The sequence below is a fragment of the Nonomuraea sp. NPDC050478 genome (genome assembly GCF_044458265.1).
GTDB lineage: Bacteria > Actinomycetota > Actinomycetes > Streptosporangiales > Streptosporangiaceae > Nonomuraea > Nonomuraea ferruginea.
This window is the reverse complement of sequence record NZ_JBITHT010000008.1, coordinates 167,667-191,424: the sequence shown is the minus strand read 5'-3', so window position 1 is coordinate 191,424 and position 23,758 is coordinate 167,667. Positions and strand designations below refer to the sequence as shown.

Sequence of the window (23,758 nt, the reverse complement as noted above, 5' to 3'; positions counted from 1 at the left end):
CCCTGTAATCGGCAAGCCGTCACGCCCGTCCGGGAAGGACCCCGCACGCTGGCCGCATGGGTGTGAAGGTCAGTGTGATCGTCAATGTCCACAATCCGGGTGACTCAGCCGATCCGTGCATCCGGTCGACGCTGGAACAGACCCTCCCAGCGGACGCGTACGAAGTGATCTTCGTGGACGACGGGTCCACGGACGGGATAGCCGAGCGGCTCGACACCATCGCCGCGGTCCGCAGGAACGTGCGCGTGCTGCACCTGCCGCACACGGGCTCCCCCATGCGCGGCCGGAACGTCGGCGTGGCCGCCGCCAAGGGCGACTACGTCTTCATGCTCGGCCAGCAGGACCGGCTGGCGCGCGACGGCCTGGAACGCATGCACGAGCGGGCCGTGGAGGCCGACGCCGACGTGCTCGTGGGGCGTCTGGTGCGCGACGGCGGGCCGCCCATGACCGCCTTCGACCGCAACAAGCCCCGCGCCGACATCCTCCGCGACCGCCTGCTCACCCTGCTCACCCCGCACAAGCTCTACCGCCGCGCCTTCCTGGAGGAGCACGAACTCGGCTTCGCCGTGCCCGGCGGGGTCATCGCCGAGCAGGCGTTCGTGGTCCGCGCCTACCTGCGCGCCAAGATCATCGCGGTGCTCGCCGACCAGGTCTGCTGCCACCTGGGCGCGCGCGAGGTCGCCGCCGAGGAGCCGCGCACCGCCGTGCGCGAGCTCCGGTCCCTGCTCGGCGACATCGACGGGTACGTGGGCGAGGGCCGCCAGCGTGACCGGATGTACGCGTACTGGTTCCGCTCGGCGGTGCTGCGGCCGTTCCTGACGACCGCGTTCGCCGGTTCCTCGATCGACCGGGGCGCCTACTTCCGCATGGTCCAGGAGCTCGTCGAAGAGCGCTTCCCCGAGCGGCTCGACCGCTACCTGCCCGTCCAGCTCAGGGCCGTGGCCGCGCTCATCAGGGCCGGACGGCTGGACCAGCTCGTCCTGCTGGCCAACTCCGGGCGGCGGGCCGGGCTGCGCGCCGACCTGACCGAGGTCCGCTGGGACGCGCACGTGCTGGCGCTCGGGCTGAGCGTGGAGGTGCTGAGCGGCGAGGGCAGGCCCGAGCGGTTCCTGACGGACGGCGACCGGCTGTTCTGGAAGCCGCCGCGCGCCGTCGACGCGAGGCTGCTGCCGGAGAGCGTCACCGACGTCACCGGCGCCGTCGAGCGCGCCCGCATCGAGGTGTACGTGCGCCACGCCGAGACCGGTGACGTGCACTTCCTGCCCGTCGCGTACCAGGTGGACAAGGTCCAGGACGGGCGCAGGCACGCCCGCGTGCGCATCCTCGGCGAGGCCAGGGTGGACGTGACGACGGCCGCGCACGGCGAACCGCTCAGGCCCGGCCAGTGGGAGGTGCACGTGCGCATGTTCGGCGGCGCCCACCAGGCCAGGAGCCGGGTGCGGCGGCCGGACGGGCCGCTCAACTGCCTCGGCGTGCTCGCCCAGCGGCCCAGGACGCGGCTGGTGGTGCCGTGCTGGACGGACACGGGGGAGCTGGGGCTGGCCGTCGAGCCGCGCTCGTTCACCGAGTCGATCGCGCTGGTCTCGCCCGGCGTGAACGTCAAGCTGCTCGGCGAGCACCTGTGGGTGGTGCTGCCCGTGCCGTACGTGCCGCCGAGCGGCGGGCCGCCGCTGGAGCTGGTGCTGCGCACGGGCGGGCGGCGCGAGCGGGAGCTGTCGGCTCCCGCGCTGGTGGAGGCGGGCGTGCCCGGCAGGCTGGCCGGCCAGCTCGTGGCCAAGGTGCCGATCAAGCGGCGGATGCCCGGCAGGGACAACCTGGGGCCCGGCGTCTGGCTGGCGTCGCTGCGCGGCGCCGAGGAGGAGCTCGGGCTGCGGTTCGCGGTGGAGCTGCGGCACGGCAGGGCGGTGGTGCGGCCGGCCACGGCCGTCACCCCGGAACGGCGCTTCCCGCTGGCCCGCGACACCGCCTGGCTGCGGCTGGCCCGCCGCCTGCCCGGCGCGCGCCGGCTCATCCGGCTGGCGCGCGCGGGCAAGCACCGTTACCTCAGGGACTGAGAGCGGTCAGGATCGGGCCTCCCTCAGGTGTCCGGCCAGCAGGCGGACGAACGCCTCCGGGTGCTCCAGATGCGGGCTGTGGCCGCAGTCGGCCAGCACCTCCTCCCGGTAACGGCCGTAGCGGTCCAGGACGGCCCTGGTCTGCGTGACCATCGGCTGGGCCGGGGTGCCGGTCGAGCCGGGCACCAGGCCCAGCGCGCCCAGGTGGGCGAGGTCGTACATCGAGGTGTCGGAGACGATCTGGTCGTCGGCGCCCCTGATCCACAGGATCGGCGGCTTCGGGTCGATCTCGTGCAGGTCGTCCAGCCGGAAGCGGGTCGGGGCCATCGCGTTGAGCACGCCCGTCTTGCCGGGCGCGACGTGCGGCCAGGCTTCCGAGGTGGCCGCGTCGCCGGGGTAGTTGCCCTCGCCGGTGCGGGTGGTGAGCATGGCGCGGACGTAGAAGTCCTCATCGGGGACCGGGTTCTTGACGTACGTGGCGCGGAAGACCGAGCGCGGCGAGGTCATCGCCTCGTCCGACAGGTCACCCGCCGCCAGCCTGGCCACGAAGTCGGGGTTCACGCCGCCCGCCCCCGAGCCGGCGCCGTCGGGGTGGGTGAGCCGGCCGCCGGCGCCCTCGGTGCCGCCGAACCCGTACGGCGAGACCGGGTTGACCAGGGTGACGCTCCGGACGGCGGCCGGGCGGTCGCGCAGCAGGCTGAGCACCACGCCGCCGCCCATGCTCCAGCCCACCAGGTGCACCGGGGCCAGGTCCAGCGCCTCGACCAGCTCGGCCAGGTCGTCGGAGAAGTCGCGCGCGCCGCGGGTGGCGTCGACCGGGAGGGAGTCGGTCTCGCCGAACCCGCGCAGATCCACCGCGAGCGGCCGGAAGCCGCCGGGCAGCGCGGCCATGGTGTCGCGCCAGAACGCGCCGGAGGAGACGTTGCCGTGCACGAACAGCACCGGCTCGCCGGTCCTGCCGTCGACGGTCCTGACGTGCTGGGTGAGCCTCGGCGTGGTGACCTTCACGCGCGTATCCTCTCGGCCAGGTCGCGTCCCTGCGTCTCCTTGGCGGCGTAGACCGCGACCAGCGTGATGACCGCCGCGGCCGCCAGATAGATGGAGATCGGCAGGCTGCTGCCGAAGTCGCGGAGCAGCGCCACCGCGATCACCGGCGCCAGCGCACCGGCCACGATCGCCGACAGCTGGGCGCCGATCGAGACTCCTGTGTACCTCATCCTGGTCCCGAACAGCTCGGAGAAGAAGGCCGCCTGCGGGCCGTACATCATGCCGTGGAACAGCAGCCCCACCGTGACCGCGAGCGTGATCGCCAGGAAGTTGCCGGTGTCGATCAGCGGGAAGAACGCGAAGATCCACACCCCGACGCCGGCCGCCCCGGCGAGGTAGGTCGGGCGGCGGCCGATCCGGTCCGACAGCGCGCCCCACATCGGGATCGTGACGAAGTGGATGGCCGAGGCGAGCAGCACCGCGTTGAGCACGGTCGAGTTCGACACCCCGGTGCTCTTCGCGTAGGTGATGACGAAGACGGTGAGCAGGTAGAAGGAGATGTTCTCCGCCATCCGCGCGCCGATCGCGATGACGACGTCCTTGGAGTGGTGCCGCAGCACGCCGACGATCGGCGGCGCCTTCTCCGGCTCGGCCTGCTGGAAGACCGGCGACTCGGTGATCGTCAGCCGGATCCAGAGCCCGACCAGCACCAGCACGCCCGACAGCAGGAACGGGATCCGCCAGCCCCAGGCGAGGAACTGCTCCTCCGGCTGCCAGGCGGCGAGCGCGGCCAGCACGCCGGTCGCCAGCAGGTTTCCGCCGGGCGCGCCCGCCTGGGGCCAGGACGCCCAGAAGCCGCGGCGCCTGGCGTCCCCGTGCTCGGAGACGATCAGCACCGCGCCGCCCCACTCGCCGCCCAGCGCGAAGCCCTGCACCAGGCGGAGCGTCGTGAGCAGCAGCGGCGCCGCCGCGCCGATCGCGGCGTGCGTGGGCAGGAGGCCCATGAGGAACGTCGCGCCGCCCATCATCAGCAGGCTGACGACGAGCAGCGTCTTGCGGCCGAACCGGTCGCCGTAGTGGCCGAACACCAGCCCGCCGAGCGGGCGGGCGACGAAGCCGACGGCGTAGGTGAGGAACGCCAGCAGCGTCCCGGTGAGCGGATCGGACTCGGGGAAGAACAGCTTGTTGAACACGAGTGCGGCTGCCGAGCCGTACAGGAAGAAGTCGTACCACTCGATGGTGGTGCCGATCAGACTCGCGCCGACGATCTTCTTGATGGATGTGGTGGCCATGCCGTCACGCTAGGGAGTGACCGGCGTCACTCATATGGGCTGAGAACCCACACTGTCGCCGGTGCCTGTGTGGCCGAGCCGGTGCAGGCGGAGGGCGAGCTGGATCTCCAGCGCCCGGTCCGGCTCCTGCCAGCCGTCGCCGAGCAGCTTGCCGATGCGGTCCAGCCGCTGGGTGACGGTGTTCACGTGGATGTGCATGGTCTCGGCCGTGCGCGAGGGGGAGCCTCCGGCGGCGAAGTACGCCGCGAGCGTGGCGGCCAGCGCGGTGCCGCGGCGCGTGTCGTACTCGATCACCGGGCCGAGCGCGGACATGACGAAGCCGGGCACGTCGCGGCCCTCGCCGATGAGCAGCCCGACGAACCCCAGCTCGGCAGTGCTCGCGCCGTCGCCCGCCCGGCCGAGCGCGACCAGCGCGTCCGCGCAGCGCCGCGCCTCGCGGTAGGCGCCCGCGACGTCTCCGGCCCGGGCGGCGCCGGCCGTCGCGGGGGCGTGCAGCGAGACGCTCAGCTCCGCGGCCACGCGCCGGGCGAGCGGGCCCGCGTCCGTGCCGGGCAGCAGCAGCACCACCTCGTCGCCGCGCCCCGCGGCCAGCCCGTGCCGGAGCGCCGCCTCCGCCGACGCCCAGAACGCGGCCCGCTCCCGCTGCCCGTCGTGCCGGGCCACGACCACGACGTGCGGCGCCGACAGGTCGACGCCCAGCCGCAGGGCGCGGTCGCGCAGGCCGGGCGAGCCGGGCCGGGAGATCAAATCGTCCAGCAGCTCGCCCCGTACGCGCCCCTCGGCCTCCGCCACGCTCCTGCGGAACAGCAGCAGCAGCGCGCACACCAGCGCGGCCCGCTCCAGGATGCGCTCGTCGGCGTCGTCGCTGCGCAGCACCAGCGTGCAGAGCGGCGCGCCGCCGACGTCCACCGACGCGATGCGCAGGTCGCCCCTGCGCACGGTACGGCCGAGCGCGCGCGAGGCCTGGGCCGCCTCGAACACGCCGGCGTCGAGCCCGGCCGCGTCGCCCGCGAGCGGCCTGCCCAGGTCGTCCAGCACGGCCAGCTCGCCGCCGAGCACGTCCGTCACCACGGCGGCCACGTCCTCGATGCCGCCGCCGCGCAGCACCAGCGAGGTCATCCGGTCGTGCGCCGTCGCCGCCCGCTCCACCGCCTCGGCGTGCTCCCTGGCGACGCGGTGCGCCTGCGACAGCTCCTCCAGCGCGTTCCTGGTCTCCTGCAGCAGCCGGGCGTTGTCGATCGCCACCGCGGCGTGCGCCGCCAGGCTGCCCAGCAGCGAGACCTCCTCCTGGTGGAACGGCCGGGCGCTGCGGTTGGCCGCGAACAGCACGCCGATCACCCGCTGGCCCAGCCGCAGCGGCACCCCCAGGATCGCGACCAGGCCCTCCTCGGTGACGGCCTCGTCGATGTCGTGCTTGTGGCGGAATCTGGCGTCGGCGAAGTAGTCGGCGGTCGCGTACGGGACCGCGGTCTGCGCCACCAGCCCGCCCAGCCCCGACCCCATGGCCAGCCGCAGCGATCGGAACTTGGCCGAGATCGAGCCGTCGGTAACCCGCATGTAGGTGTCGCCGCGGGCCGGGTCGTGCAGCGTCAGGTAGGCGGTGTCGGTCGCCAGGAGCTGCCTGGCGCGGTGCACGATCGCCTCCAGCACCGCGTCCAGGTCGCGCAGCGCCGACAGGTCGCCCGCCGTGTCGTACAGCGCCGACAGCTCGGCCTCGCGCCTGGCCCTGCGCCGCAGCAGCGCCCGCACCTTGAGCGCCTCGACCTTGGCCCGCTCCAGCTCCTCGACGGCGGCCGGGTCGGCGCCCGCGGCCCTGGCCTCGATCACCGGCCCCTCGAACTCGACCGCCGACGCCTCCCTGGCCAGGAGCTCCAGGAAACGCTTGGTCATCGCCGCCGCCCCGGCCGTCGTGAGGGCACTACCGCGCCGTCCAGCCGCCGTCGACCGGCAGGGACACGCCGGTGATGAACGAACCGGCCGGCCCGCAGAGGTAGGCGGCCAGCTCGGCCACCTCCTCGGGCTCGATCAGCCGCTTGATCGCGGCGGGCCGCAGCATGATCTCCTCCACCACCTGGTCGGGGCCGACGCCGTGGACCCTGGCCTGGCCGGCGATCTGGCCCTCGACCAGCGGGGTGCGCACGTAAGCGGGGCAGACGCAGGTGGAGGTCACGCCGTGCGGCGCCCCTTCGAGCGCCAGCGTCTTGGAGAACCCCTCCAGCGCGTGCTTCGCCGTCGTGTAAGCCGACTTGTACGGTGAGGCGCGCAGTCCGTGCACCGAGGAGATGTTGACGAAACGTCCCCACCCTCTCTCGTACATGCCCGGCAGCACCCGCCGCGCGATCAGGAACGGCGCCTCGACCATCACCTTGAGTATCGCCGAGAACACCTCGGGAGGGAACTCCTCGATCGCGGCCACGTGCTGGAAGCCGGCGTTGTTCACCACGATGTCGACCGGCTCGTCCGGCAGCGCGGCGACGAACCCCGGGTCTGTCAGGTCGGCCACCACCGCCACGCCGCCGACCTCCGCGGCGACCTCGGCGGCCGGCTCGGCCAGCCGGTCCACGACCAGCACCCGCGCCCCGTCGATGGCCAGCCGCCTGGCGCACGCCGCGCCGATCCCGCTCCCGGCTCCCGTCACCAGCGCAGTCCGCCCAGTCAGCTCCTTCGCCATGGATCCGACCCTAAGCGTCGCCCCTCGGGCCACGGCATGGGTGCTCACGACATAGATCGGTGCAGCCCTATGTGTGGGCGCTCTCCTGATACTCTTGCGCTCATGACCGCGTACCCGATGCTGTGGTGGCCCGCCCTCTAGGCGGTCCTGCAGCGCGCGTACGCACCCCGGCCGCCTCGACGAGGCGGCCACCCGGCAAGGGGCGCCCCCCGTCGAGCATTCGAGACGAGAAAGGGCGTCATCCATGACCGGCACCACCACCTGGCCCGCACTGCTCACCACGCTCCTCGACGGTGAGCCGCTCAGCTCGGCCCAGACCTCCTGGGCCATGTCGGAGATCATGTCGGGCGGGGCCACGGACGCCCAGATCGCCGCCTTCGCCGTCGCGCTGCGCGCCAAGGGCGAGACCGTCGCGGAGCTCTCCGGCCTGGCCGACGGCCTGCTCGCCGGGACGTCCGCGATCAGGATCCCCGGTGAGACCGTCGACCTGGTCGGCACGGGCGGCGACCGGGCCAACACGGTCAACGTCTCCACCATGGCCGCCGTGGTCGCCGCCGCCGCGGGGGCCAAGGTGGTCAAGCACGGCGGCCGGGCCGCCTCCTCCAGCACCGGCGCCGCCGACGTCCTGGAGGAGCTGGGCGTCGTCGTCGACCTGCCGCCTGCCGCCGTCGTGGAGGTGGCCGAGGAGGTGGGCATCACGTTCTGCTTCGCCCCCGTCTTCCACCCCGCGCTCAAGCACGCCTCACGCCCGCGCCGCGAGCTGGGGGTCCCCACGGTCTTCAACTTCCTCGCCCCGCTCACCAACCCGGCCCTGCCCACCGCCTCCGCCATCGGCGTCTACCACCCCACGATGGCCGAGACCATCGCTGGCGTGCTGGCCGAGCGCGGCGCCTCCAGCCTGGTCTTCCGCGGCGACGACGGCCTGGACGAGCTCACCACCTCAGGCCCCTCCACCATCTACGTGGTACGCAAGGGCACCGTCAGCCGCACCCGCTTCGACCCCGCCGACCTCGGCATCCCGCGCTGCGATCCCGGCGACCTGCGCGGCGGCCCGCCGGCCCGCAACGCCGAGGTGGCCCGCGACACGCTGTCGGGCGTGCGCGGGCCCGTCCGCGACATCGTGCTGCTGAACGCCGCCGCCGCCCTGGTCGCCGCCGAGGGCACGCCGGGCGCCGACGACCTCACGCCCGCGCTGGAGAAGGCGTACGAGCGAGCCAGGACCGCGGTCGACAGCGGAGCCGCCACCGACCTCCTCGAACGGTGGGCCGCCGCCACCCAGCGGCAGACCGCCCGTTAGGACGGGCGGGTCATCGACAGCACGTCGAGGGCGGCGTCCAGCTGGGCTTCCGTCAAGGTGCCGTCAGCGACGTGACCGCGCTCGATGACCACCTCGCGGATCGTCCTGCGCTCCGCGAGGGCCTGCTTGGCGATCTTGGCGGCTTCCTCGTAACCCACGTACCGGTTGAGCGGGGTGACGATCGACGGGGAGGACTCGGCGTACTCGCGCATGCGGTCGACGTTGGCCGTGATGCCGGCCACGCAGCGGTCGGCCAGCAGGCGGGAGATGCCGGCCAGCAGGCGCACGGACTCCAGGATGTTGCGGGCGATGACCGGGAGCTGGACGTTCAGCTCGAAGGAACCGGAGGCGCCCGCGAAGGTGATGGCGGCGTCGTTGCCGATGACCTGGGCGGCGACCATGGCCGTGGCCTCGGGGATGACGGGGTTGACCTTGCCCGGCATGATGGACGAGCCCGGCTGCAGGTCGGGCAGGTTGATCTCGCCGAGGCCCGCGCGGGGGCCGGAGCCCATCCACCGCAGGTCGTTGGCGATCTTGTTGAGCGAGACGGCCACGACCTTGAGCTGGCCCGACAGCTCCACGATGGAGTCCTGCGTGCTCTGGGCCTCGAAGCGGTCGGCCGCCTCGCGGAAGTCGATGCCCGTGGCCTCGCGGAGCTTGGCGATCGCCTTCTCTGCGAAGCCCGGCGGGGTGTTGATGCCGGTGCCGACCGCGGTGCCGCCCAGCGGGAGCTCCAGCACGTGGCCGAGAGCCCGCCGCACCCGGACCACGCCGTGCTCGATCTGGGTGGCGTAGCCGCCGAACTCCTGGCCCAGCGTCACCGGCGTGGCGTCCATCAGGTGGGTCCGCCCGGCCTTCACCACGTCGCCGAACTGCAGCTCCTTGGTCCGCAGCGCGACCGCCAGATGCTCCAGCGAGGGCAGCAGGTGGAACGAGACCTCCGTCGCCGCCGCCACGTGGATCGACGTCGGGAACACGTCGTTGGACGACTGCGAGGCGTTGACGTGGTCGTTCGGGTGGACCGGACGGCCCAGCCGCTCCTCGGCCAGCGTCGCGACGACCTCGTTGACGTTCATGTTGGAGGAGGTGCCGGAGCCGGTCTGGAAGACGTCGACGGGGAAGTGGGCGTCATGCTCGTTCTCCGCCACGTCGGCGGCCGCCTGGGCGATCGCCTCGGCCAGATCCTTGTCGATCACCCCGAGCTCGCCGTTGACCTCGGCGGCCACCGCCTTGATCAGGCCGAGGGCGGCGATGTGGGACGGCTCCAGGGCACGACCGGAAACGGGGAAGTTCTCCACCGCCCGCTGGGTCTGCGCGCGCCACTTGGCGCTGACGGGGACGTGCACCTCGCCCATCGAGTCGTGTTCAACGCGATACTCGGTCATGCCTCCCAGTCTTACCCACAGCGGGCGAATCAGTTCGTCAGCAGTGCCACGACGAGGATGGCGATCACCACGGCGGCCGCGGCGGCCACCCCCATGAGCACCAGCATGCCGGTGCGGTTGCTGGGGCGTTGCTCGGGGCCGACGATCGAGAACAGGTCGGTGCCGAGACCGGGCGCGTCGTCCGGCTCCGGCGGCAGGGCCGGCGGGAACTGCTGCTGCTGCCGACGCGGCGGCATCTGCTGAGCGCCCGACGGGTGCGGCATCTGCTGCGGGCCCTGGCCGGGCGGCTGCTGCGGGGCGGGCGGGTAGACCTGGAGGCCGGGGGAGTTCGGCTGGGGGCGGGGGAGACGGGTCGTGGTGAAGGCGCCCTCGTCGGAGTGCGGCCCGCGCTGCGGGGGCGGGCCCTGCGGGCTCGGCGTCTGGGGGAGCGGGGTCTTCGGGCGCATCATGCTCACGGTGCGCTCCGAGTCCTGCGGACGCTCCTGCGCGGGCGGGCGGCTGAACGCGTCACGTCCGGCGCCGTACGGGTTCCCCCCACCCGATCCCGCGCCGTACGGGTCGGAACCGCTGGGTCCCGTGCCGTACGGGTCGGAACCGCTGGGTCCCGCGCCGTGGGGGTCGGAACCGCTGGGTCCCGCGCCGTGGGGGTCGGACCTGCTCGGTCCTGGGCGGCCGTGCGGGTCGGTACCGGCGTAGGGGTTGGCTCCGGCGGAGCGGGGGGCGCCCGCACTGGGGGAAGGGGGCGTCTGCGCGGCCGGAGCCTGCGGGTACGGGCGGTCGCCAGGAGCGGGACCGGGGCCGAAGTGGCTGGGCCCACCCGCCGGGCCGGGGAAACCGGCGGGTACGGGGCCGGCGCCCGGAGGGACCGGGCCGGCCTGCGGCGAGGCGCCGGGACGGGGGGCTTGGGGCAAGGAGGGCTCCTGGTCGGCGAGTGACTCGGCCGTGATCACCGGCATCTCGCTGGTCGGCGTGTCTGCGACCATCCGCAGCATGGTCTCCGCCTGGGCGGCGTTCAGCCGGCGCTGGTGGTCCTTGTTGAGCAGACCGTCGAGCACGGGCCGCAGCGGGCCCGCCTGGGTGGGCGGGTCGGCGCTCTCACTGAGCAGCGCCGCCAGCGTCTCGGCGATCGTCGCCCGCTCGTACGCGGGACGGCCCTCGACGGCGAAGTAGAGCGTCGCCCCGAGCGACCAGAGGTCGGACTCGGGGCCGGTGTAGTCGCCTCTGGCACGTTCCGGCGCGGTGTAGCCGGGCGAGCCGATGACCATGCCGGTCCTGGTCAGCTTGGAGTCGCCCTCGGCCTTGGCGATGCCGAAGTCGGTGAGCACCACGCGCCCGGTCTCGGTGATGAGCACGTTGCCGGGCTTGACGTCGCGGTGGGTGATGCCCTGGGCGTGCGCGGCGCGCAGCGCGCCCAGCAGGTCGACGCCGATCTCCGCCACCAGCCGGGGCGGCAGCGGCCCCTCCTCGTCGATCACCTGTTCCATGGAGCGGCCCTCGACGAGCTCCATGATGATCCACGGCCGGTTGGCGTGCACGATGACGTCGTGGATGGCCGCGACCGCCGGATGGCTGATGCGGGCGGCGAGGCGCCCTTCGCGGACCATGCGTTCGCGCAGCTCGGCGCGCTGCTCCTCGGTCAGCCCCGAGTCCTGGCGGATCTCCTTGACCGCGACCTCGCGGCCGAGCGCGCGGTCACGGGCCCGCCACACGGTGCCCATGGTGCCGCGGCCGAGCGGCGCGAGGAGCTCGTAGCGCTCCGCGAGCAGGTGCGTCTGCTGTTCCGGCATGAGAAGAAGATATCGATTCTCGCTTGGGAAGTGCTTTACCCTCGCTTGCGAAGTTCTCTAGGCCAGAACCGCCGAGGAAGGAACAACTTTATCACCGTAGCCATGAAACGGGCATAAGTGGATGGCATTGGACGGGATTCGACCCGCCTGCGGTGGACACCCTCACCCGGCCGGCGTTCCTGACGCTGCGGGGGAACACTCAACGGGGGTGTGGTGACGTCGGCCCGGTGGAGGCCGCGGTGGGTGGGCCGGCGTGCGAAAGCGGGCGCGCTCGGCACCATTGCGGGACGCGGGAGCCTGCGCGGGGTCAGCGGCTCCTCGGCCGAGCCGCCCCCCGCGACGCGGGTCAGCATCAGCGAGGCGCGCACGGAGTCGAGGCGGGTGTGGGGGTCGATGCGGAGCAGCGCGTCCAGGACCGGCGCGAGCGGCCCCGCCTTGCTCATCGGGATCGGCTCGCCACTGGTCAGCGCCGCGAGCGCGGCGGCCGCCGTACGCCGTCCGTGGAGGCCGCGGCCCTCGACGGCGGTGTAGAGGGTCGCGCCGAGCGACCACAGGTCGGCGGCGGGGCTGGCCTTGGAGCCGAGCACGCGCTCCGGCGCGATGTAGCCGGCCGAGCCGAGGACGATGCCCGCCTGGGTGATGGAGACGTCGCCTTCGAGCGCGGCCAGGCCGAAGTCGGTGAGCACCGCGCGGTCCTCGGTCACCAGCACGTTGCTGGGCTTCACGTCGCGGTGGAGGATGCCCTTGGCGTGGACGGCCCGGAGCGCGCCGAGGATCTGGCGGCCGATCTCGGCCACCCGGCGCGGCTCCAGCGGCCCCCGCTCCTGGATGAGCTGCTCAAGGGACCTGGCGCGGAGCAGCTCCATGACGATCCACGGCCGGTCGTCCTCGGTGACCACGTCGAAGACCGTGATCACGGACGGGTGCGCCACCATCGCGGTCGCCCGGCCCTCGCGCTCGGTGCGCGCGCACAACTCGGCACGCAACTCCTCGTCGAGGACTTTGGGCAGGCGGACCTCCTTGACCGCCACTTCACGATTGAGCAGCTCGTCATGTGCCCGCCACACGGTGCCCATGCCGCCGCGTCCGACCGGCTCCACGAGCCGGTAGCGCGCGGCGAGGAGGTAACCGGAGGGCGCACGCATGCCTGGCAGCTTACCTATTCGTGTAAACCGACCAGTAGAGGCCGGGCCGATTATTTGTTGCGAATCCAAGTCAACTCGCCTGACTGGTCGGGTCAGTGACATGTCATGGCGCTTTCCCCCGCGAGTGGTCCGCAGCCCTTCTGAAAGGCGCGCACACGACACCGTCAGCAGGTTGTAAGGCTGTGGTAAGGGCGCGGGGGCATCGTGGGCGCAACGGGCAGGGATCCTCAGAGGAGGCCGGAAACTGTCGGTGCCGGTCGTCAGAATGAAGGCATCCGCCCGAAGGTCGACCGACGAAGACCAGAGGACGTGAGGAAGATGCGCCAGATCCGGGTTCGGCGCCGGCCCCGCAGGCCGAGCGCGACCTCGCTGGACCTCCGCACGCCGTCGGGGCGCAAGCTGCCCTACTGAGACCAGGACAACCAGGAGCGCCACCTGAGAGGTGCGAGATGTGCAGTCACTTCCCCGAATGTCCCAGCGCCGGCTCATTGAACCGTGAGGCCGCTCACGTGCTCAAGGCCCACCCCGACCAGGGCTGGAGCCTGCTCTGCAACGGTGTGGTGCTGTTCGAGGACACCGGCCTGCTGCTCCCCGACGGCTCGGTCGTCGCCCCCCACCGCACGCTGCTCGCCGCCTGAGCGGCCGGTGCCGGGCGTCACCCGGCACCGGCCACGGGTCAGCGCCGCCGGCCGATCGACAGCACCGGCCCGGTGGTGTCGGTGAAGAAGTCGTTGCCCTTGTCGTCGACCACGACGAAGGCCGGGAAGTCGACCACCTCGATCTTCCAGATCGCCTCCATCCCCAGCTCCGGATACTCCAGCACCTCGACCTTCTTGATGCAGTCCTGCGCCAGCCGGGCGGCGGGGCCGCCGATGGAGCCCAGGTAGAAGCCGCCGTACTGCCCGCAGGCCTCGGTCACCTGCCGTGACCTGTTGCCCTTGGCCAGCATCACCATCGAGCCGCCGGCCGCCTGGAAGCGCTCCACGTACGAGTCCATCCGGCCCGCGGTGGTCGGCCCGAACGAGCCGGACGCGTACCCTTCCGGGGTCTTGGCCGGGCCCGCGTAGTAGACCGCGTGGTCCTTCAGGTACTGCGGCATCTCGCCGCCCCCGTCGAGCAGCTCCGCGATCTTGGCGTGCGCGATGTCGCGGGCCACGACGAGCGGCCCGGTGAGCGACAGCCGGGTCTTGACCGGATACTTCGACAGCTCGGCCAGGATCTCCGGCATCGGCCGGTTGAGGTCGATCGAGACGACGTCGCCGGACAGGTGTTCGTCGGTGGTGTCGGGCAGGAACCGCGCCGGGTCCGTCTCCAGCCGCTCCAGGAACACGCCCTCGGGAGTGATCTTGGCGAGCGCCTGCCGGTCGGCCGAGCAGGAGACGGCGATGGCCACCGGGCAGGAGGCGCCGTGGCGCGGCAGCCGGATCACCCGCACGTCGTGGCAGAAGTACTTGCCGCCGAACTGCGCGCCGATGCCGAGCTTCTGCGTCAGCTCGAAGACCTTGGCCTCCATCTCCAGGTCGCGGAAGCCGTGGCCGGACTCGGAGCCCTCGGTGGGGATCGAGTCGAGGTAGCGGGCGCTGGCGTACTTGGCGGTCTTGAGCGCGTACTCGGCGGACGTGCCGCCCACCACCACGGCCAGGTGGTAGGGCGGGCAGGCGGCGGTGCCGAGGGAGCGGATCTTCTCCTCCAGGAAGGCCATCATCCGCTTCTCGTTGAGCACGGCCTTGGTCTCCTGGTAGAGGAACGACTTGTTGGCCGATCCGCCGCCCTTGGCCATGAACAGCAGTTTGTACTCGTCGGGGTGGCCGTGCGGGTCCTCGGCGTAGAGCTCGATCTGGGCGGGCAGGTTGCTGCCGGTGTTCTTCTCGTCCCACATGGACAGCGGGGTCATCTGGGAGTAGCGGAGGTTGAGCTTGGTGTACGCGTCGTACACGCCGCGGGAGATGGCCTCGGCGTCGCGGCCGTCGGTGAGGACGTGGCGGCCGCGCTTGCCCATGACGATCGCGGTGCCGGTGTCCTGGCACATGGGGAGCACGCCGCCGGCCGAGATGGAGGCGTTCTTCAGCAGGTCGAGCGCCACGAACCGGTCGTTGCCGCTGGACTCGGGGTCATCGACGATCTTGCGGAGCTGGGCCAGGTGGGACGGGCGCAGGAAGTGGGAGATGTCGTGGATGGCGGCCTCGGTGAGCTGCCGCAGCGCCTCGGGGTCCACTTCGAGGAACGTGCGCCCCGCCGCCTCGACCGTCCGCACCCCTTCCGATGTGATCAGCCGGTATTCGGTGTCGTCGGCACCCAGCGGGAGAAGGTCGGTGTAGTCGAAGTCGGCCATGTCCATCCTTTCGATCCGCTAGAAGGGTACGCCTTTGCCGGTCACCGTCCGTCCCTTGGGTGGCGCGGGGGTCGCCTCGGAGGTGCGGGAGCGCGCCCCGCTCAGCCCGACCAGGATGCCCGCGATCACCAGCCCCGCCCCGGCCAGGTCGTAGGCGGACGGCGTGGCGACGCCGAGCACCAGCCCGGTGACGATCGCGCCGACCGGGATGAGCCCGGCGAACAGCCCCGCCCTGCCCGGCCCCAGCCTGGGCAGCGAGCTGTACCAGAGCAGGAACGCCACCACGGTCACCACCACGGCCAGGTAGCCGAAGCCCAGCGCCTCGGCCGTGGTCGGCACCCGGAGCATGCCCGGCCCCTCGCGCACCACCCCGATCGCCGCCAGCATCGGCACGGCCAGCACCGTGGAGTACGTCGACACCCGGATCGCGCCGAGCTTCGGCAGCAGCGGCAGCGCCAGCACGGAGAAGCACACCTCGCCCGCCAGCGCGCCCAGCGCCCACAGCAGGCCGGGCAGGTTGCCGCTGCCGAGCCCGGTGGCGAGCGTCGCGCCCGCCACGACCACGGTGGCCCCGGCGAGCAGGCGCGGCGCCGGTCGGCCGCCGGCGAACGCCAGCCAGAGCGGCACGGTGCCGAGGACGGTGCCGACGAGCGCGGGCCCGGCGGCGCGGGCGGACTCGACCACGAACACGTTGAACAGCGCGAGCCCGGTCAGGGCCAGCGCGCCGAGCAGCAGCCACTCCCGGGGCGTCAGGCGGACGAACCGCAGCCCCATCACCCGGGTGATCGCCACCAGGATGACGGCCGCGACCAGGTAGCGCACGGCCTGCCCGCCGTACACGGGATAGTCCCCGACCAGGTCGGACACTCCGGCCAGGGTGCCAACACAGAACATGGCCGCGGTGGCACCGGCGACTCCGCTTCTCATGGCTGCCAGGCTAGGGACACAATGGTCCGCGTAAACAGTCCAATCCAGCGCTGCGACAGAGGACCAATATGGCCGACCTCCATGTGCCGATAAATCGGGAAAAAGGGGGGATCGCCGGGCAGATCGCCTCCCATCTGCGCGACTCCGTCCGTCATGGCCGCCTCGCCCCCGGCACCCGCCTGCCCGCCACCCGCGACCTCGCCGCCGACCTGAGCGTCTCCCGCGGCGTCGTGGTCGAGGCGTACGAGCAGCTCGTCGCCGAGGGGTTCCTCGTCTCCCGGGTCGGCGCCGGCACCCAGGTCGCCGCGACCGCCGCGCACCGCGCCGAGCCCTCGCCGGTCCAGGAGGGCGCCCCCTACTACGGGCACCGCCCGACCTCGCCCGACCTCGGCTTCTTCCCGAGGGAACGCTGGCTGGCCGCGATCCGCCACGTCCTCGCCACCATGCCCGGCGACGCGCTCGACTACGGCGACCCCGGCGGCGTCCCCGAGCTGCGCGAGGAGCTGGCCGGCTATCTGAGGCGGGTGCGGGCCGCCGACGTGCGCCCGGACAACCTGGTCGTGGTCGGCGGCGTGGCCCAGGGGCTGAGCCTGATCCTGCGCGTCCTCGCGGGGGCCGGCCGGCTCCGGCTCGCGGTGGAGGACCCGGGCAGCCACCGCCAGCTCCCGCTGCTGCGCCGCGCGGGCGCGGACCCGGTGCCGGTCCCGGTCGACGGTGAGGGGCTGGACGTGACGGCGCTGCGGGACCGGGCGGACGCGGCGCTGGTCACGCCGGCGCACCAGTTCCCCACGGGCGTGGTGCTCTCGCCCGCGCGCCGGGCCGCGCTCATGGAGTGGGCCCGCGACGGCGACCGGGTCATCCTGGAGGACGACTACGACGCCGAGTTCCGCTTCGACCGCGACCCGGTCGGCTGCCTCCAAGGGCTCGCGCCCGACCGGGTGATCCTGTCCGGCAGCGTGAGCAAGGCGCTGGCGCCCGGCCTGCGGCTGGGCTGGGTCGTCGCCCCGGCCCGCCTGGCCGAGGCGGTCCGCCGCGCCCGGGGCGAGCTGGACCTGGGCTCCCCGGTGATCGAGCAGTACGCGCTGGCCCACTTCCTGCGCACCGGCGGCTACGACAGGCACCTGCGGCGGATGCGCAGGGAGTACCGCCGCCGCCGGGACGCCCTGGTCGAGTCGCTGGCCCGCGAGCTGCCCGAGGTCCGGGTGCTGGGCATCGAGGCGGGCCTGCACGTCTACCTGGAGCTGCCGCGGGGCTGGGACGAGGACCGGATGGCCGCGGCGGCCCGGAAGCTGGGCCTGGTCGCCGAGCCGGTCGGCGGGATGCGCTTCGGCGCCGGCCCGCCGGCGGTGGTGGCCGGGTTCGCCCGGTTGCCCGCGCGCCGCGCCGCGGAGACGATACAAGGGCTTAAAGTCCTTATGTCTGGACAAATAGAGATCTGAGGGTTACAAAGAAGGCCGATCCCAACGGGAGGTGCCATGCGCGTGGGTTTGCTGGGGCTGGGACGGATCGGCGCGTTCCACGCCGCGACGCTGGCCGCGCACCCGCTGGTCGACGACCTGATCGTGGCCGACCCCGTACGGACGTCGCCGCACGGCAGGCCCGGAGACCCGTTCGAGGCCGACGCGGTGGTCATCGCCACCCCCACGAGCACCCACGCCGAGCTGCTGCTGGAGGCGTGCCGCCGGGGCGTCCCGGCCTTCTGCGAGAAGCCGGTGGCCGGCGACGTCAAGGGCACGCTGGAGGTGCTGGAGGCGGCCGGGGGCAACCGGGTGGTGATCGGGTTCCAGCGCCGGTTCGACGCCGGGTACGCGGCCGCGGCGGCCGCGCTGCGCCGGGGCGACCTCGGCGACCTGCACCGGGTGCACCTGATCACCGCGGACCCCGCGCCGCCGCCCGCCGGGTACATCCCGCTGTCCGGCGGCATCTACCGCGACTGCCACATCCACGACTTCGACATCCTGCGCTGGGTGACCGGCCGCGAGGTCGTCTCGGTGTACGCGACGGGGGCGAACCGGGGGGCCGCCTTCTTCGCCGAGGCGGGTGACGTCGACACCAGCGCCGCGCTCCTCACCCTGGACGACGGCACGCTCGCCACCGTCCAGGGCTCGCGTTACAACGGCGCGGGGTACGACGTCCGCATGGAACTGGCCGGCACCAGGGGCACGAGGGCCGTCGGCCTGAGCCCGCGCGCCCCGCTCACCTCGACCGAGGGGCTGACGCCGGAGGGTGAGCCGTGGCCCGACTTCGTCGCCCGGTTCGCCGACGCCTACCGGGCCGAGCTCGACGGGTTCCTGCGCGGCGCGGACGGCCTGTGCACGGTCGAGGACGCGGTGGCGGCGCTCTTCGTGGCGGAGGCGGCCGAGCTGTCCCGGCGCGAGCGCAGGCCGGTCGAGGTGGCCGAGGTCAGGCCGAGCTCACCGCGGTGAGGTGACCGCCTTCGGCTCGAACCCCCTGGCCAGGACCACGATCGCGGCGGCCAGCACCAGCGGCGCGGCGAAGCCTGCGCGCATGCCGGCCGCGTCCGCGAGCCCGCCCACCAGGGCCGAGCCCACGATGAAGCCGACGTAGTTGAACAGGTTGACCCGGGCGATCGCCACCCCGGTGCCCGACGGGTCCAGCCGTCCGGCGGCCGAGAACGACTGCGGCGCCACCACCGAGAGCCCCACCCCGGTCAGCCCGAAGGCCACGATCGCCAGCGGCTGGCCGGGCGCGAACACGATCCCCAGGAAGCCCAGCGTGGCGATCGCCCCGCCCAGCCTGACGACGGCTGCGGGACCGTACCTCCTGACCACCACGTCCCCGGCCAGCCGCACCAGCAGCGTGGTCGCCTGGTAGGCGGCGTAGGCCAGCGGGATCACCCGGGCGTCGGCGGACAACTCGTCCTGCATGAAGACCGTGCTGAAGTTCGAGACCGCCGCGTCGCCCACGTACAGGAAGCCCATGGCCAGGCAGAGCGGGATGATCGGCCCCCACGGGAACCGGGTCCCGGCGGCGCGCTCCACGGTGCCGGCCCGCTCCTCGTCCGGCGCGTACAGCCGGGGGCCGGCGTAGAGCGACCCCGCGACGGCGAGCACCATGGGGATCGCCATGACGGCCTCCAGCGGCAGCCCGTCGCCCGCCGCCGACACCCACAGCGCGCCCGCCAGGCTGAACACGCTCCACAGGCAGTGGAAGCCGTTCAGCACCGCCCGCCCGTACCTGCGCTCGACCGCGACGCCCTGCATGTTCATGCCCGCGTCCACCGCGCCGACCGCCACGCCGAACAGCAGCAGCACCGGCACGAGCAGCGTCACGCTGGGAGCCAGGCCGGCGAGCACGACGGCCACCGCGACCGCGGGCTGGGCCAGGCGCAGCAGGAGCCGGCTGCCCAGGCGGGCGGCGAACGCGCCCGCCGCCACGCTGCCCACCCCCGCGAACACCGGCACGATGAGCAGCAGCGCGGTCAGCGCCCCGGTGCTCAGCCCGTGTTTGTCCTGGAGGTGCGCGACCTGGGTGAGCAGGGTGGCGAAGGACAGGCCCTGCACCGCGTACACGGCGAAGGTGGCGAAGCGGGCCTGGCGATCACGCGGAGACGGCACGGCGGCCTCCTGAGTGGGGGGAAATCAAACGTGAGGCTGGGTCAGGTTAATCGCTGGGAACGCCGCTCCACCAGCACTCAGGCAAGGTTCTTCGGCCGGCTTTCCACCGCGCCCGCCACGGCGTGCTCCGCCGACAGCTTCCTCCCCGCCGCCCAGAAGCCGAGCGCCGCCACCGCCGCCACCTCCACGGCCGCCAGCCCGCGCTCCACCAGGCCGAGCGGCACGACCTGCCACCACCGCAGCCCGTCCTGCGCACCGAGCAGCACCAGCACACCAAGCCCCGACACGTACAGCAGCGAGCACACCCCGAGCCCGAACGCCACCAGCGACGCGGGGCGCCGCACGCCGCGCCGCCACGGCCTGGCGATGATCAGCGCGGCCAGGGGCAGGCACAGGAAGGCCACCAGGCTGCCCGCCCGGTGGATGCTGCCGCTCAGGCTCGGCCCCACCGACCAGTCGTGCTTGGGGAAGTAGGCCGCCACCAGCAGCCCGGCGCTCCACGCCAGCAGCGCGAGGGTGCCGACCGCCCCCGCCAGCCTGGCCCGCGCCAGCGACACCCCGATGGCCGCCGACCCCACGGCCAGCAGCGTCACGCCGAGCCCGAACAGCCAGCCCAGCTCGGTCAGGCCGTGCTCGCTGATCGTGCGCCGCAGCGGGTCGATCTCGCCGAGGGCGGCCACGTCGAGCCCGAGGACGACCACGACCCCGGCGCCCACCGCGCCCAGTCCCCAGCGTGCCGGCCGTCGCACGGCGCCCTCCCATGTCGATCTCTCCGGGTCCAACGGCTCGCGGACGCCGGGGATTCCGATCGGGCAAAGCTCGTGTTCGCCGGATATCGTGTTAGGCGTGAACGAACGCCCCGGATCCTGGCTCCCCCGCCTGCAGGAGGCCGGTGAACGGCTGGCCGAGGAGTGGGTGTCGGCCCGCCGCCCACCCAAGGACAAGCTCCCGCAGCCCGCCGAGCTGCGCGCGTCCGACGCCGACCGCGAGCGCATCGCCCAGGTGCTGCAGGACGCGCACGCCGACGGGCGGATCACGCTGGAGGAGCTGGAGGAGCGGCTCGGCGTCCTCTACTCGGCCCGCACGCTCGGCGAGCTGGCCAAGCTGACCGAGGACCTGCTGCCCGCCGACGAGCAGCCGCTCAACCTCGACGGCAGGCCGGTCTCCGCGTTCTTCCGCCAGCAGCAGCGGGGCGGGCGCTGGGTGGTGCCGGCGGAGCTGGACGTCACCGCCATGTTCGGCACCACCAAGCTCGACTTCCGCGACGCGATCCTGCAGAACAGCCGCGTCGTCATCAACGCCACCCTGGTCTTCGGCGGGCTGGAGATCCAGGTGCCGGAAGGGCTGGAGGTCATCCGGGTCACCAAGGACAAGACCGCACGGCTCACCAAGGGCCCCGAGGAGCCGGGCGCGCCCGTCGTCGAGGTGCGCACCACCAACTTCGTGGGTGACGTCTCGGTCAAGCAGCCCAAGCGCAGGCGCCGCCGCTGATCAGCCCGCGGTGTCGAAGTTGATCGCGCTGTAGGCGCGCAGCTTCCACAGTTGGTGCTCGCTCTCGATCTTGCGGATCGTGCCGGAACGCCCGCGCATCACCAGCGACTGGGTCATCGCCACGCCGCCGCGGTAGCGTACGCCGTCCATCAGCTCGCCCTGGGTGATGCCCGACGCCGCGAAGAACACGTCGTCGGACTTGACCAGGTCGTTCGTGGTCAGCACCTGGCCGAGGTCGAGCCCGGCGTCCAGCGCCTTGCGGCGCTCCGCCTCGTCGCGCGGCCACAGCTTGCCCTGGATGACGCCGCCCAGGCACTTGAGCGCGCACGCGGCCACGATGCCCTCCGGCGTGCCGCCGATGCCCAGCATCAGGTCGATGGCGGAGCCGCCGCGGGCCGCCATGATCGCGCCCGCCACGTCGCCGTCGGTGATGAACTTGATCCGCGCCCCGGTCTCCCTGATCTCCTTGACGAGCTGCTCGTGCCGGGGCCGGTCGAGCACCACCACGGTGACGTCGGCGGGCGAGCAGTGCTTGGCCCTGGCCACCGCCCTGATGTTGTCGCCCACCGGCCGTTCGATGTCGACCACGTCGGCCGCCTCCGGGCCGGTCACCAGCTTCTCCATGTAGAACACGGCCGACGGGTCGTACATCGAGCCGCGCTCGCTCACCGCGATCACCGAGACCGCGTCCGGCATGCCCAGGGCGGTCAGCCGGGTGCCGTCGATCGGGTCGACGGCCACGTCGCACTCTGGACCGCTGCCGTCACCCACCTGTTCGCCGTTGAACAGCATCGGGGCATGATCCTTCTCGCCCTCGCCGATGACCACCACACCGTTCATCGACACCGTGTTGATCAACTGGCGCATGGCGTTCACCGCGGCGCCGTCGGCGCCGTTCTTGTCACCCCTGCCCACCCAGCGGGCCGCGGCCATCGCCGCCGCCTCTGTAACGCGGACGAGCTCCAGAGCGAGGTTACGATCGGGGGCATGCTCGCCCGTGGCCAACGGCTCGGGCACCGAGGTCTGATCCGACATGATGTGTGAGGCCTCCTCGTGACGACTATCCCGATGGTAGTTGTCCCTGTATCCCCGGTCAGCGGAGGATAATGTGCCAACCATGAGCAGCGAAGCGCAACCGCCTGTGACAGGCCGCACATCCGAGCGTGGTGCGGCCACGCGCTCCGCGCTGCTGCGCGCCGCCAGAGACGTCTTCGTCTCCAAGGGCTTCGCCGAGGCGGGCGTGACCGACGTGGTGGCCAAGGCCGAGGCCAGCGTCGGCAGCCTCTACCACCACTTCGCCGGCAAGGCCGACCTCTACCTCACGCTGTTCGAGGAGTTCCAGACCCGGCAGGCGCAGCGCACCAAGCAGGCCGCGCGCGCCGCCCGCGAGGCCGGCGAGACCGACCCGATGCGGGTGTTCGTCAGCGCCGCCCGCGCCTATCTCGACGGCTGCCTGGCCGAGCGCGAGCTGGCCGCGCTGTTCCTGCGCGGCGACGGGCCGCCCGGCTTCGAGGTCGTCATGCGCGACCGGCTCCGCACGTGGGCCCGCCGCAACGCCGCGCTCTTCGACGACGACGAGAACGCGCTGGTGGTGGTCCTGACCGGCGCGCTGGCCGGCGCCGTCAGCGAGATCGTCCAGTCGGGCGACAGGAAGCTGGCCGAGAACGTCCTGGAGATCATCGGCCGGCTCCGACCCGCCGGGTCCGCGACCGGCCCCGCCCGCGGGTAACCTCGCTAACTGTGCGACGGTTCACCGAAGGTCTCCACGGCTACGTCGTGGCCGTGCTCGTCTGCCTGGCGGCGGTCGGGCTGTTCCTGCTGGTCACACCGAGAGGCCAGGCGGAGCACATCCCCAAGCGCGACTACTCCATCACGGTCGCCAACTTCTCCCGTACGGTCCCGTACACGGTGTGGGAGCCCGCCTCGGATCCCGAGGGGTGGATCTCCAACAGCAACCGGATCGCCGAGGGCGAGAACGGCGCCCAGGTCCTCCACATCGGCTACGCCACGGCCGCGCGCGAGCACGCGATGTTCATCCAGAGCGACGAGAAGCCCGCGGCGGAGTTCGCCAACCGCATGGCCAACTCCGACAAGGCCGTCGGCACCCAGCAGGTCGGCGGCGAGACGTGGGAGCGGCGCTTCCGCGAGGACAAGAAACAGCGCTCCCTGATCCGCGTGCTGCCCGACGTGACGCTGGTCGTGACTGGCACCGCCGACTGGCCGGAGCTGGGCCAGCTCGCGTCCGCGCTGCGAGAACGTCCCAAATCGGCCACCTGACCCGCCCCGGACGCTGCTAGCATCAGCGTCCGCGTGGAAGGACGCGCCTTGACGGGTGCCGGTTCTGCTGTCAACCACGTGCGAAGGCCCCCGCCCGAGGCGGGGGCCTTCCCTTTGGCGCGGCATTAAGGTGGGGAGCGTGGCTGACGAGAAGACGCCCTCGTACGAGCAGGCGCGCGAGGAGCTGACCGACGTGGTGCGCCGCCTGGAGGCCGGCGGGCTCACGCTGGAGCAGTCGATCGAGCTCTGGGAGCGCGGCGAGAAGCTGGCCGCCGTCTGCGAGGAGTGGCTGCAGGGCGCCCGGGTCAAGCTGGCCGCCGCCATGGCCCGCCGGGCCGAGCCGGGCACCCAGGACGACACCCCCTTCTAACGCGGGCCCCGTCGGGGATGACCGGCCCGCCGCACTCCCCTTCCCGGCCCGCGGTCAGCTGAGCCGGGCGCGTAGGATGACCCGCCCAGCCGAGCCGGTCTGACAGGGCTGGCCCGCTCCCCGCACCTTCCAGACCGGCCCGCGGTCAGCTGAGCCGGTCTGACG

The 23,758-nt window shown here is 72.8% G+C and carries 21 protein-coding genes; 9 read left to right on the top strand and 12 right to left on the bottom strand.

Features of this window, described 5'->3' with window-relative positions:
• The first annotated feature begins 56 nt into the window (after nucleotides 1-56).
• Nucleotides 57-2,054: a glycosyltransferase gene (locus ACIBF7_RS36640; protein ID WP_148029175.1), complete on the top strand. Its 1,998-nt coding sequence runs from the start codon at nucleotides 57-59 to the stop codon at nucleotides 2,052-2,054.
• 6 nt (nucleotides 2,055-2,060) lie between these two features.
• Here the strand turns inward: ACIBF7_RS36640 and ACIBF7_RS36635 are convergent, their stop codons facing one another.
• The 4 genes from ACIBF7_RS36635 to ACIBF7_RS36620 are packed head-to-tail and all read right to left on the bottom strand — an operon-like array spanning nucleotide 2,061 to nucleotide 7,004.
• Complete coding sequence (locus ACIBF7_RS36635) at nucleotides 2,061-3,062, bottom strand: alpha/beta fold hydrolase (RefSeq protein WP_397199191.1); 1,002 nt, start codon at nucleotides 3,060-3,062, stop codon at nucleotides 2,061-2,063.
• Entirely contained in the window at nucleotides 3,059-4,333 is a 1,275-nt protein-coding gene (locus ACIBF7_RS36630) for an MFS transporter (RefSeq protein WP_397199190.1), read from the bottom strand. Before ACIBF7_RS36630 ends, ACIBF7_RS36635 begins: the two co-directional genes overlap by 4 nt.
• A 30-nt stretch (nucleotides 4,334-4,363) precedes the next feature.
• Complete coding sequence (locus tag ACIBF7_RS36625; RefSeq protein ID WP_397199189.1) at nucleotides 4,364-6,223, bottom strand: helix-turn-helix domain-containing protein; 1,860 nt, start codon at nucleotides 6,221-6,223, stop codon at nucleotides 4,364-4,366.
• Nucleotides 6,224-6,251: 28 nt separating this feature from the next.
• The gene (locus ACIBF7_RS36620; protein ID WP_219544040.1) at nucleotides 6,252-7,004 is read right to left on the bottom strand and encodes a 3-hydroxybutyrate dehydrogenase; all 753 of its coding nucleotides are present in this window, start codon (nucleotides 7,002-7,004) and stop codon (nucleotides 6,252-6,254) included.
• 244 nt (nucleotides 7,005-7,248) lie between these two features.
• Here ACIBF7_RS36620 and trpD point away from each other — a divergent pair, with 244 nt between their 5' ends.
• A complete protein-coding gene (trpD, locus tag ACIBF7_RS36615; RefSeq protein ID WP_397199188.1) occupies nucleotides 7,249-8,301 on the top strand; it encodes an anthranilate phosphoribosyltransferase in 1,053 nt (350 codons plus the stop codon).
• Here the strand turns inward: trpD and ACIBF7_RS36610 are convergent.
• From ACIBF7_RS36610 to ACIBF7_RS36600, 3 genes are read right to left on the bottom strand one after another with little or no spacing between them, the layout of a single operon-like run.
• Nucleotides 8,298-9,686, bottom strand: a complete 1,389-nt coding sequence (locus ACIBF7_RS36610) for an aspartate ammonia-lyase (protein WP_148029181.1) — start codon at nucleotides 9,684-9,686, stop codon at nucleotides 8,298-8,300. The two genes, trpD and ACIBF7_RS36610, sit on opposite strands and share 4 nt — an antisense overlap.
• Nucleotides 9,687-9,715: 29 nt before the next feature.
• A complete protein-coding gene (locus ACIBF7_RS36605) occupies nucleotides 9,716-11,473 on the bottom strand; it encodes a protein kinase (RefSeq protein WP_397199187.1) in 1,758 nt (585 codons plus the stop codon).
• Between the two features lie 35 nt (nucleotides 11,474-11,508).
• A complete protein-coding gene (locus tag ACIBF7_RS36600) occupies nucleotides 11,509-12,618 on the bottom strand; it encodes a serine/threonine-protein kinase (protein ID WP_219544036.1) in 1,110 nt (369 codons plus the stop codon).
• 449 nt (nucleotides 12,619-13,067) lie between these two features.
• Here ACIBF7_RS36600 and ACIBF7_RS36595 point away from each other — a divergent pair, with 449 nt between their 5' ends.
• Entirely contained in the window at nucleotides 13,068-13,256 is a 189-nt protein-coding gene (locus ACIBF7_RS36595) for a DUF5999 family protein (protein ID WP_148029184.1), read from the top strand.
• A 38-nt stretch (nucleotides 13,257-13,294) separates the two neighbouring features.
• Here the strand turns inward: ACIBF7_RS36595 and ACIBF7_RS36590 are convergent, their stop codons facing one another.
• Both ACIBF7_RS36590 and ACIBF7_RS36585 read right to left on the bottom strand, forming a co-directional pair.
• On the bottom strand, nucleotides 13,295-14,950 hold the full coding sequence (locus ACIBF7_RS36590) for a fumarate hydratase (protein ID WP_397199186.1): 1,656 nt from the start codon (nucleotides 14,948-14,950) through the stop codon (nucleotides 13,295-13,297).
• Nucleotides 14,951-14,968: 18 nt separating this feature from the next.
• Entirely contained in the window at nucleotides 14,969-15,877 is a 909-nt protein-coding gene (locus tag ACIBF7_RS36585; protein WP_219544033.1) for a DMT family transporter, read from the bottom strand.
• A 68-nt stretch (nucleotides 15,878-15,945) separates the two neighbouring features.
• On the opposite strand from ACIBF7_RS36585, the gene ACIBF7_RS36580 reads away from it, so the two are divergent.
• Nucleotides 15,946-17,316 carry a PLP-dependent aminotransferase family protein gene (locus tag ACIBF7_RS36580; RefSeq protein ID WP_397199185.1) on the top strand — a complete coding sequence of 457 codons (1,371 nt, stop codon included), beginning with the start codon at nucleotides 15,946-15,948 and terminating at the stop codon, nucleotides 17,314-17,316.
• A gap of 36 nt (nucleotides 17,317-17,352) precedes the next feature.
• The gene (locus tag ACIBF7_RS36575; protein WP_397199184.1) at nucleotides 17,353-18,303 is read left to right on the top strand and encodes a Gfo/Idh/MocA family oxidoreductase; all 951 of its coding nucleotides are present in this window, start codon (nucleotides 17,353-17,355) and stop codon (nucleotides 18,301-18,303) included.
• Here ACIBF7_RS36575 and ACIBF7_RS36570 read toward each other — a convergent pair.
• Entirely contained in the window at nucleotides 18,292-19,455 is a 1,164-nt protein-coding gene (locus ACIBF7_RS36570) for an MFS transporter (RefSeq protein ID WP_271279167.1), read from the bottom strand. The two genes, ACIBF7_RS36575 and ACIBF7_RS36570, sit on opposite strands and share 12 nt — an antisense overlap.
• 77 nt (nucleotides 19,456-19,532) lie before the next feature.
• Nucleotides 19,533-20,204, bottom strand: a complete 672-nt coding sequence (locus ACIBF7_RS36565) for a DUF998 domain-containing protein (RefSeq protein ID WP_271279166.1) — start codon at nucleotides 20,202-20,204, stop codon at nucleotides 19,533-19,535.
• A gap of 97 nt (nucleotides 20,205-20,301) precedes the next feature.
• On the opposite strand from ACIBF7_RS36565, the gene ACIBF7_RS36560 reads away from it, so the two are divergent.
• Complete coding sequence (locus ACIBF7_RS36560) at nucleotides 20,302-20,946, top strand: DUF1707 domain-containing protein (RefSeq protein ID WP_187280940.1); 645 nt, start codon at nucleotides 20,302-20,304, stop codon at nucleotides 20,944-20,946.
• On the opposite strand, the gene glpX is transcribed toward ACIBF7_RS36560, so the two are convergent.
• Nucleotides 20,947-21,981: a class II fructose-bisphosphatase gene (glpX, locus tag ACIBF7_RS36555; protein WP_148029191.1), complete on the bottom strand. Its 1,035-nt coding sequence runs from the start codon at nucleotides 21,979-21,981 to the stop codon at nucleotides 20,947-20,949. It abuts the gene before it with no gap.
• A gap of 82 nt (nucleotides 21,982-22,063) precedes the next feature.
• On the opposite strand from glpX, the gene ACIBF7_RS36550 reads away from it, so the two are divergent.
• From ACIBF7_RS36550 to ACIBF7_RS36540, 3 genes are all read left to right on the top strand, one after another.
• Nucleotides 22,064-22,675, top strand: a complete 612-nt coding sequence (locus ACIBF7_RS36550; RefSeq protein WP_148029192.1) for a TetR/AcrR family transcriptional regulator — start codon at nucleotides 22,064-22,066, stop codon at nucleotides 22,673-22,675.
• Nucleotides 22,676-22,686: 11 nt separating this feature from the next.
• Nucleotides 22,687-23,223, top strand: coding sequence for a DUF4245 domain-containing protein (locus ACIBF7_RS36545; RefSeq protein ID WP_364234653.1), 537 nt, complete (start codon nucleotides 22,687-22,689; stop codon nucleotides 23,221-23,223).
• A 139-nt stretch (nucleotides 23,224-23,362) separates the two neighbouring features.
• Nucleotides 23,363-23,593, top strand: a complete 231-nt coding sequence (locus ACIBF7_RS36540) for an exodeoxyribonuclease VII small subunit (RefSeq protein ID WP_148029194.1) — start codon at nucleotides 23,363-23,365, stop codon at nucleotides 23,591-23,593.
• Nucleotides 23,594-23,758 lie beyond the last annotated feature (165 nt).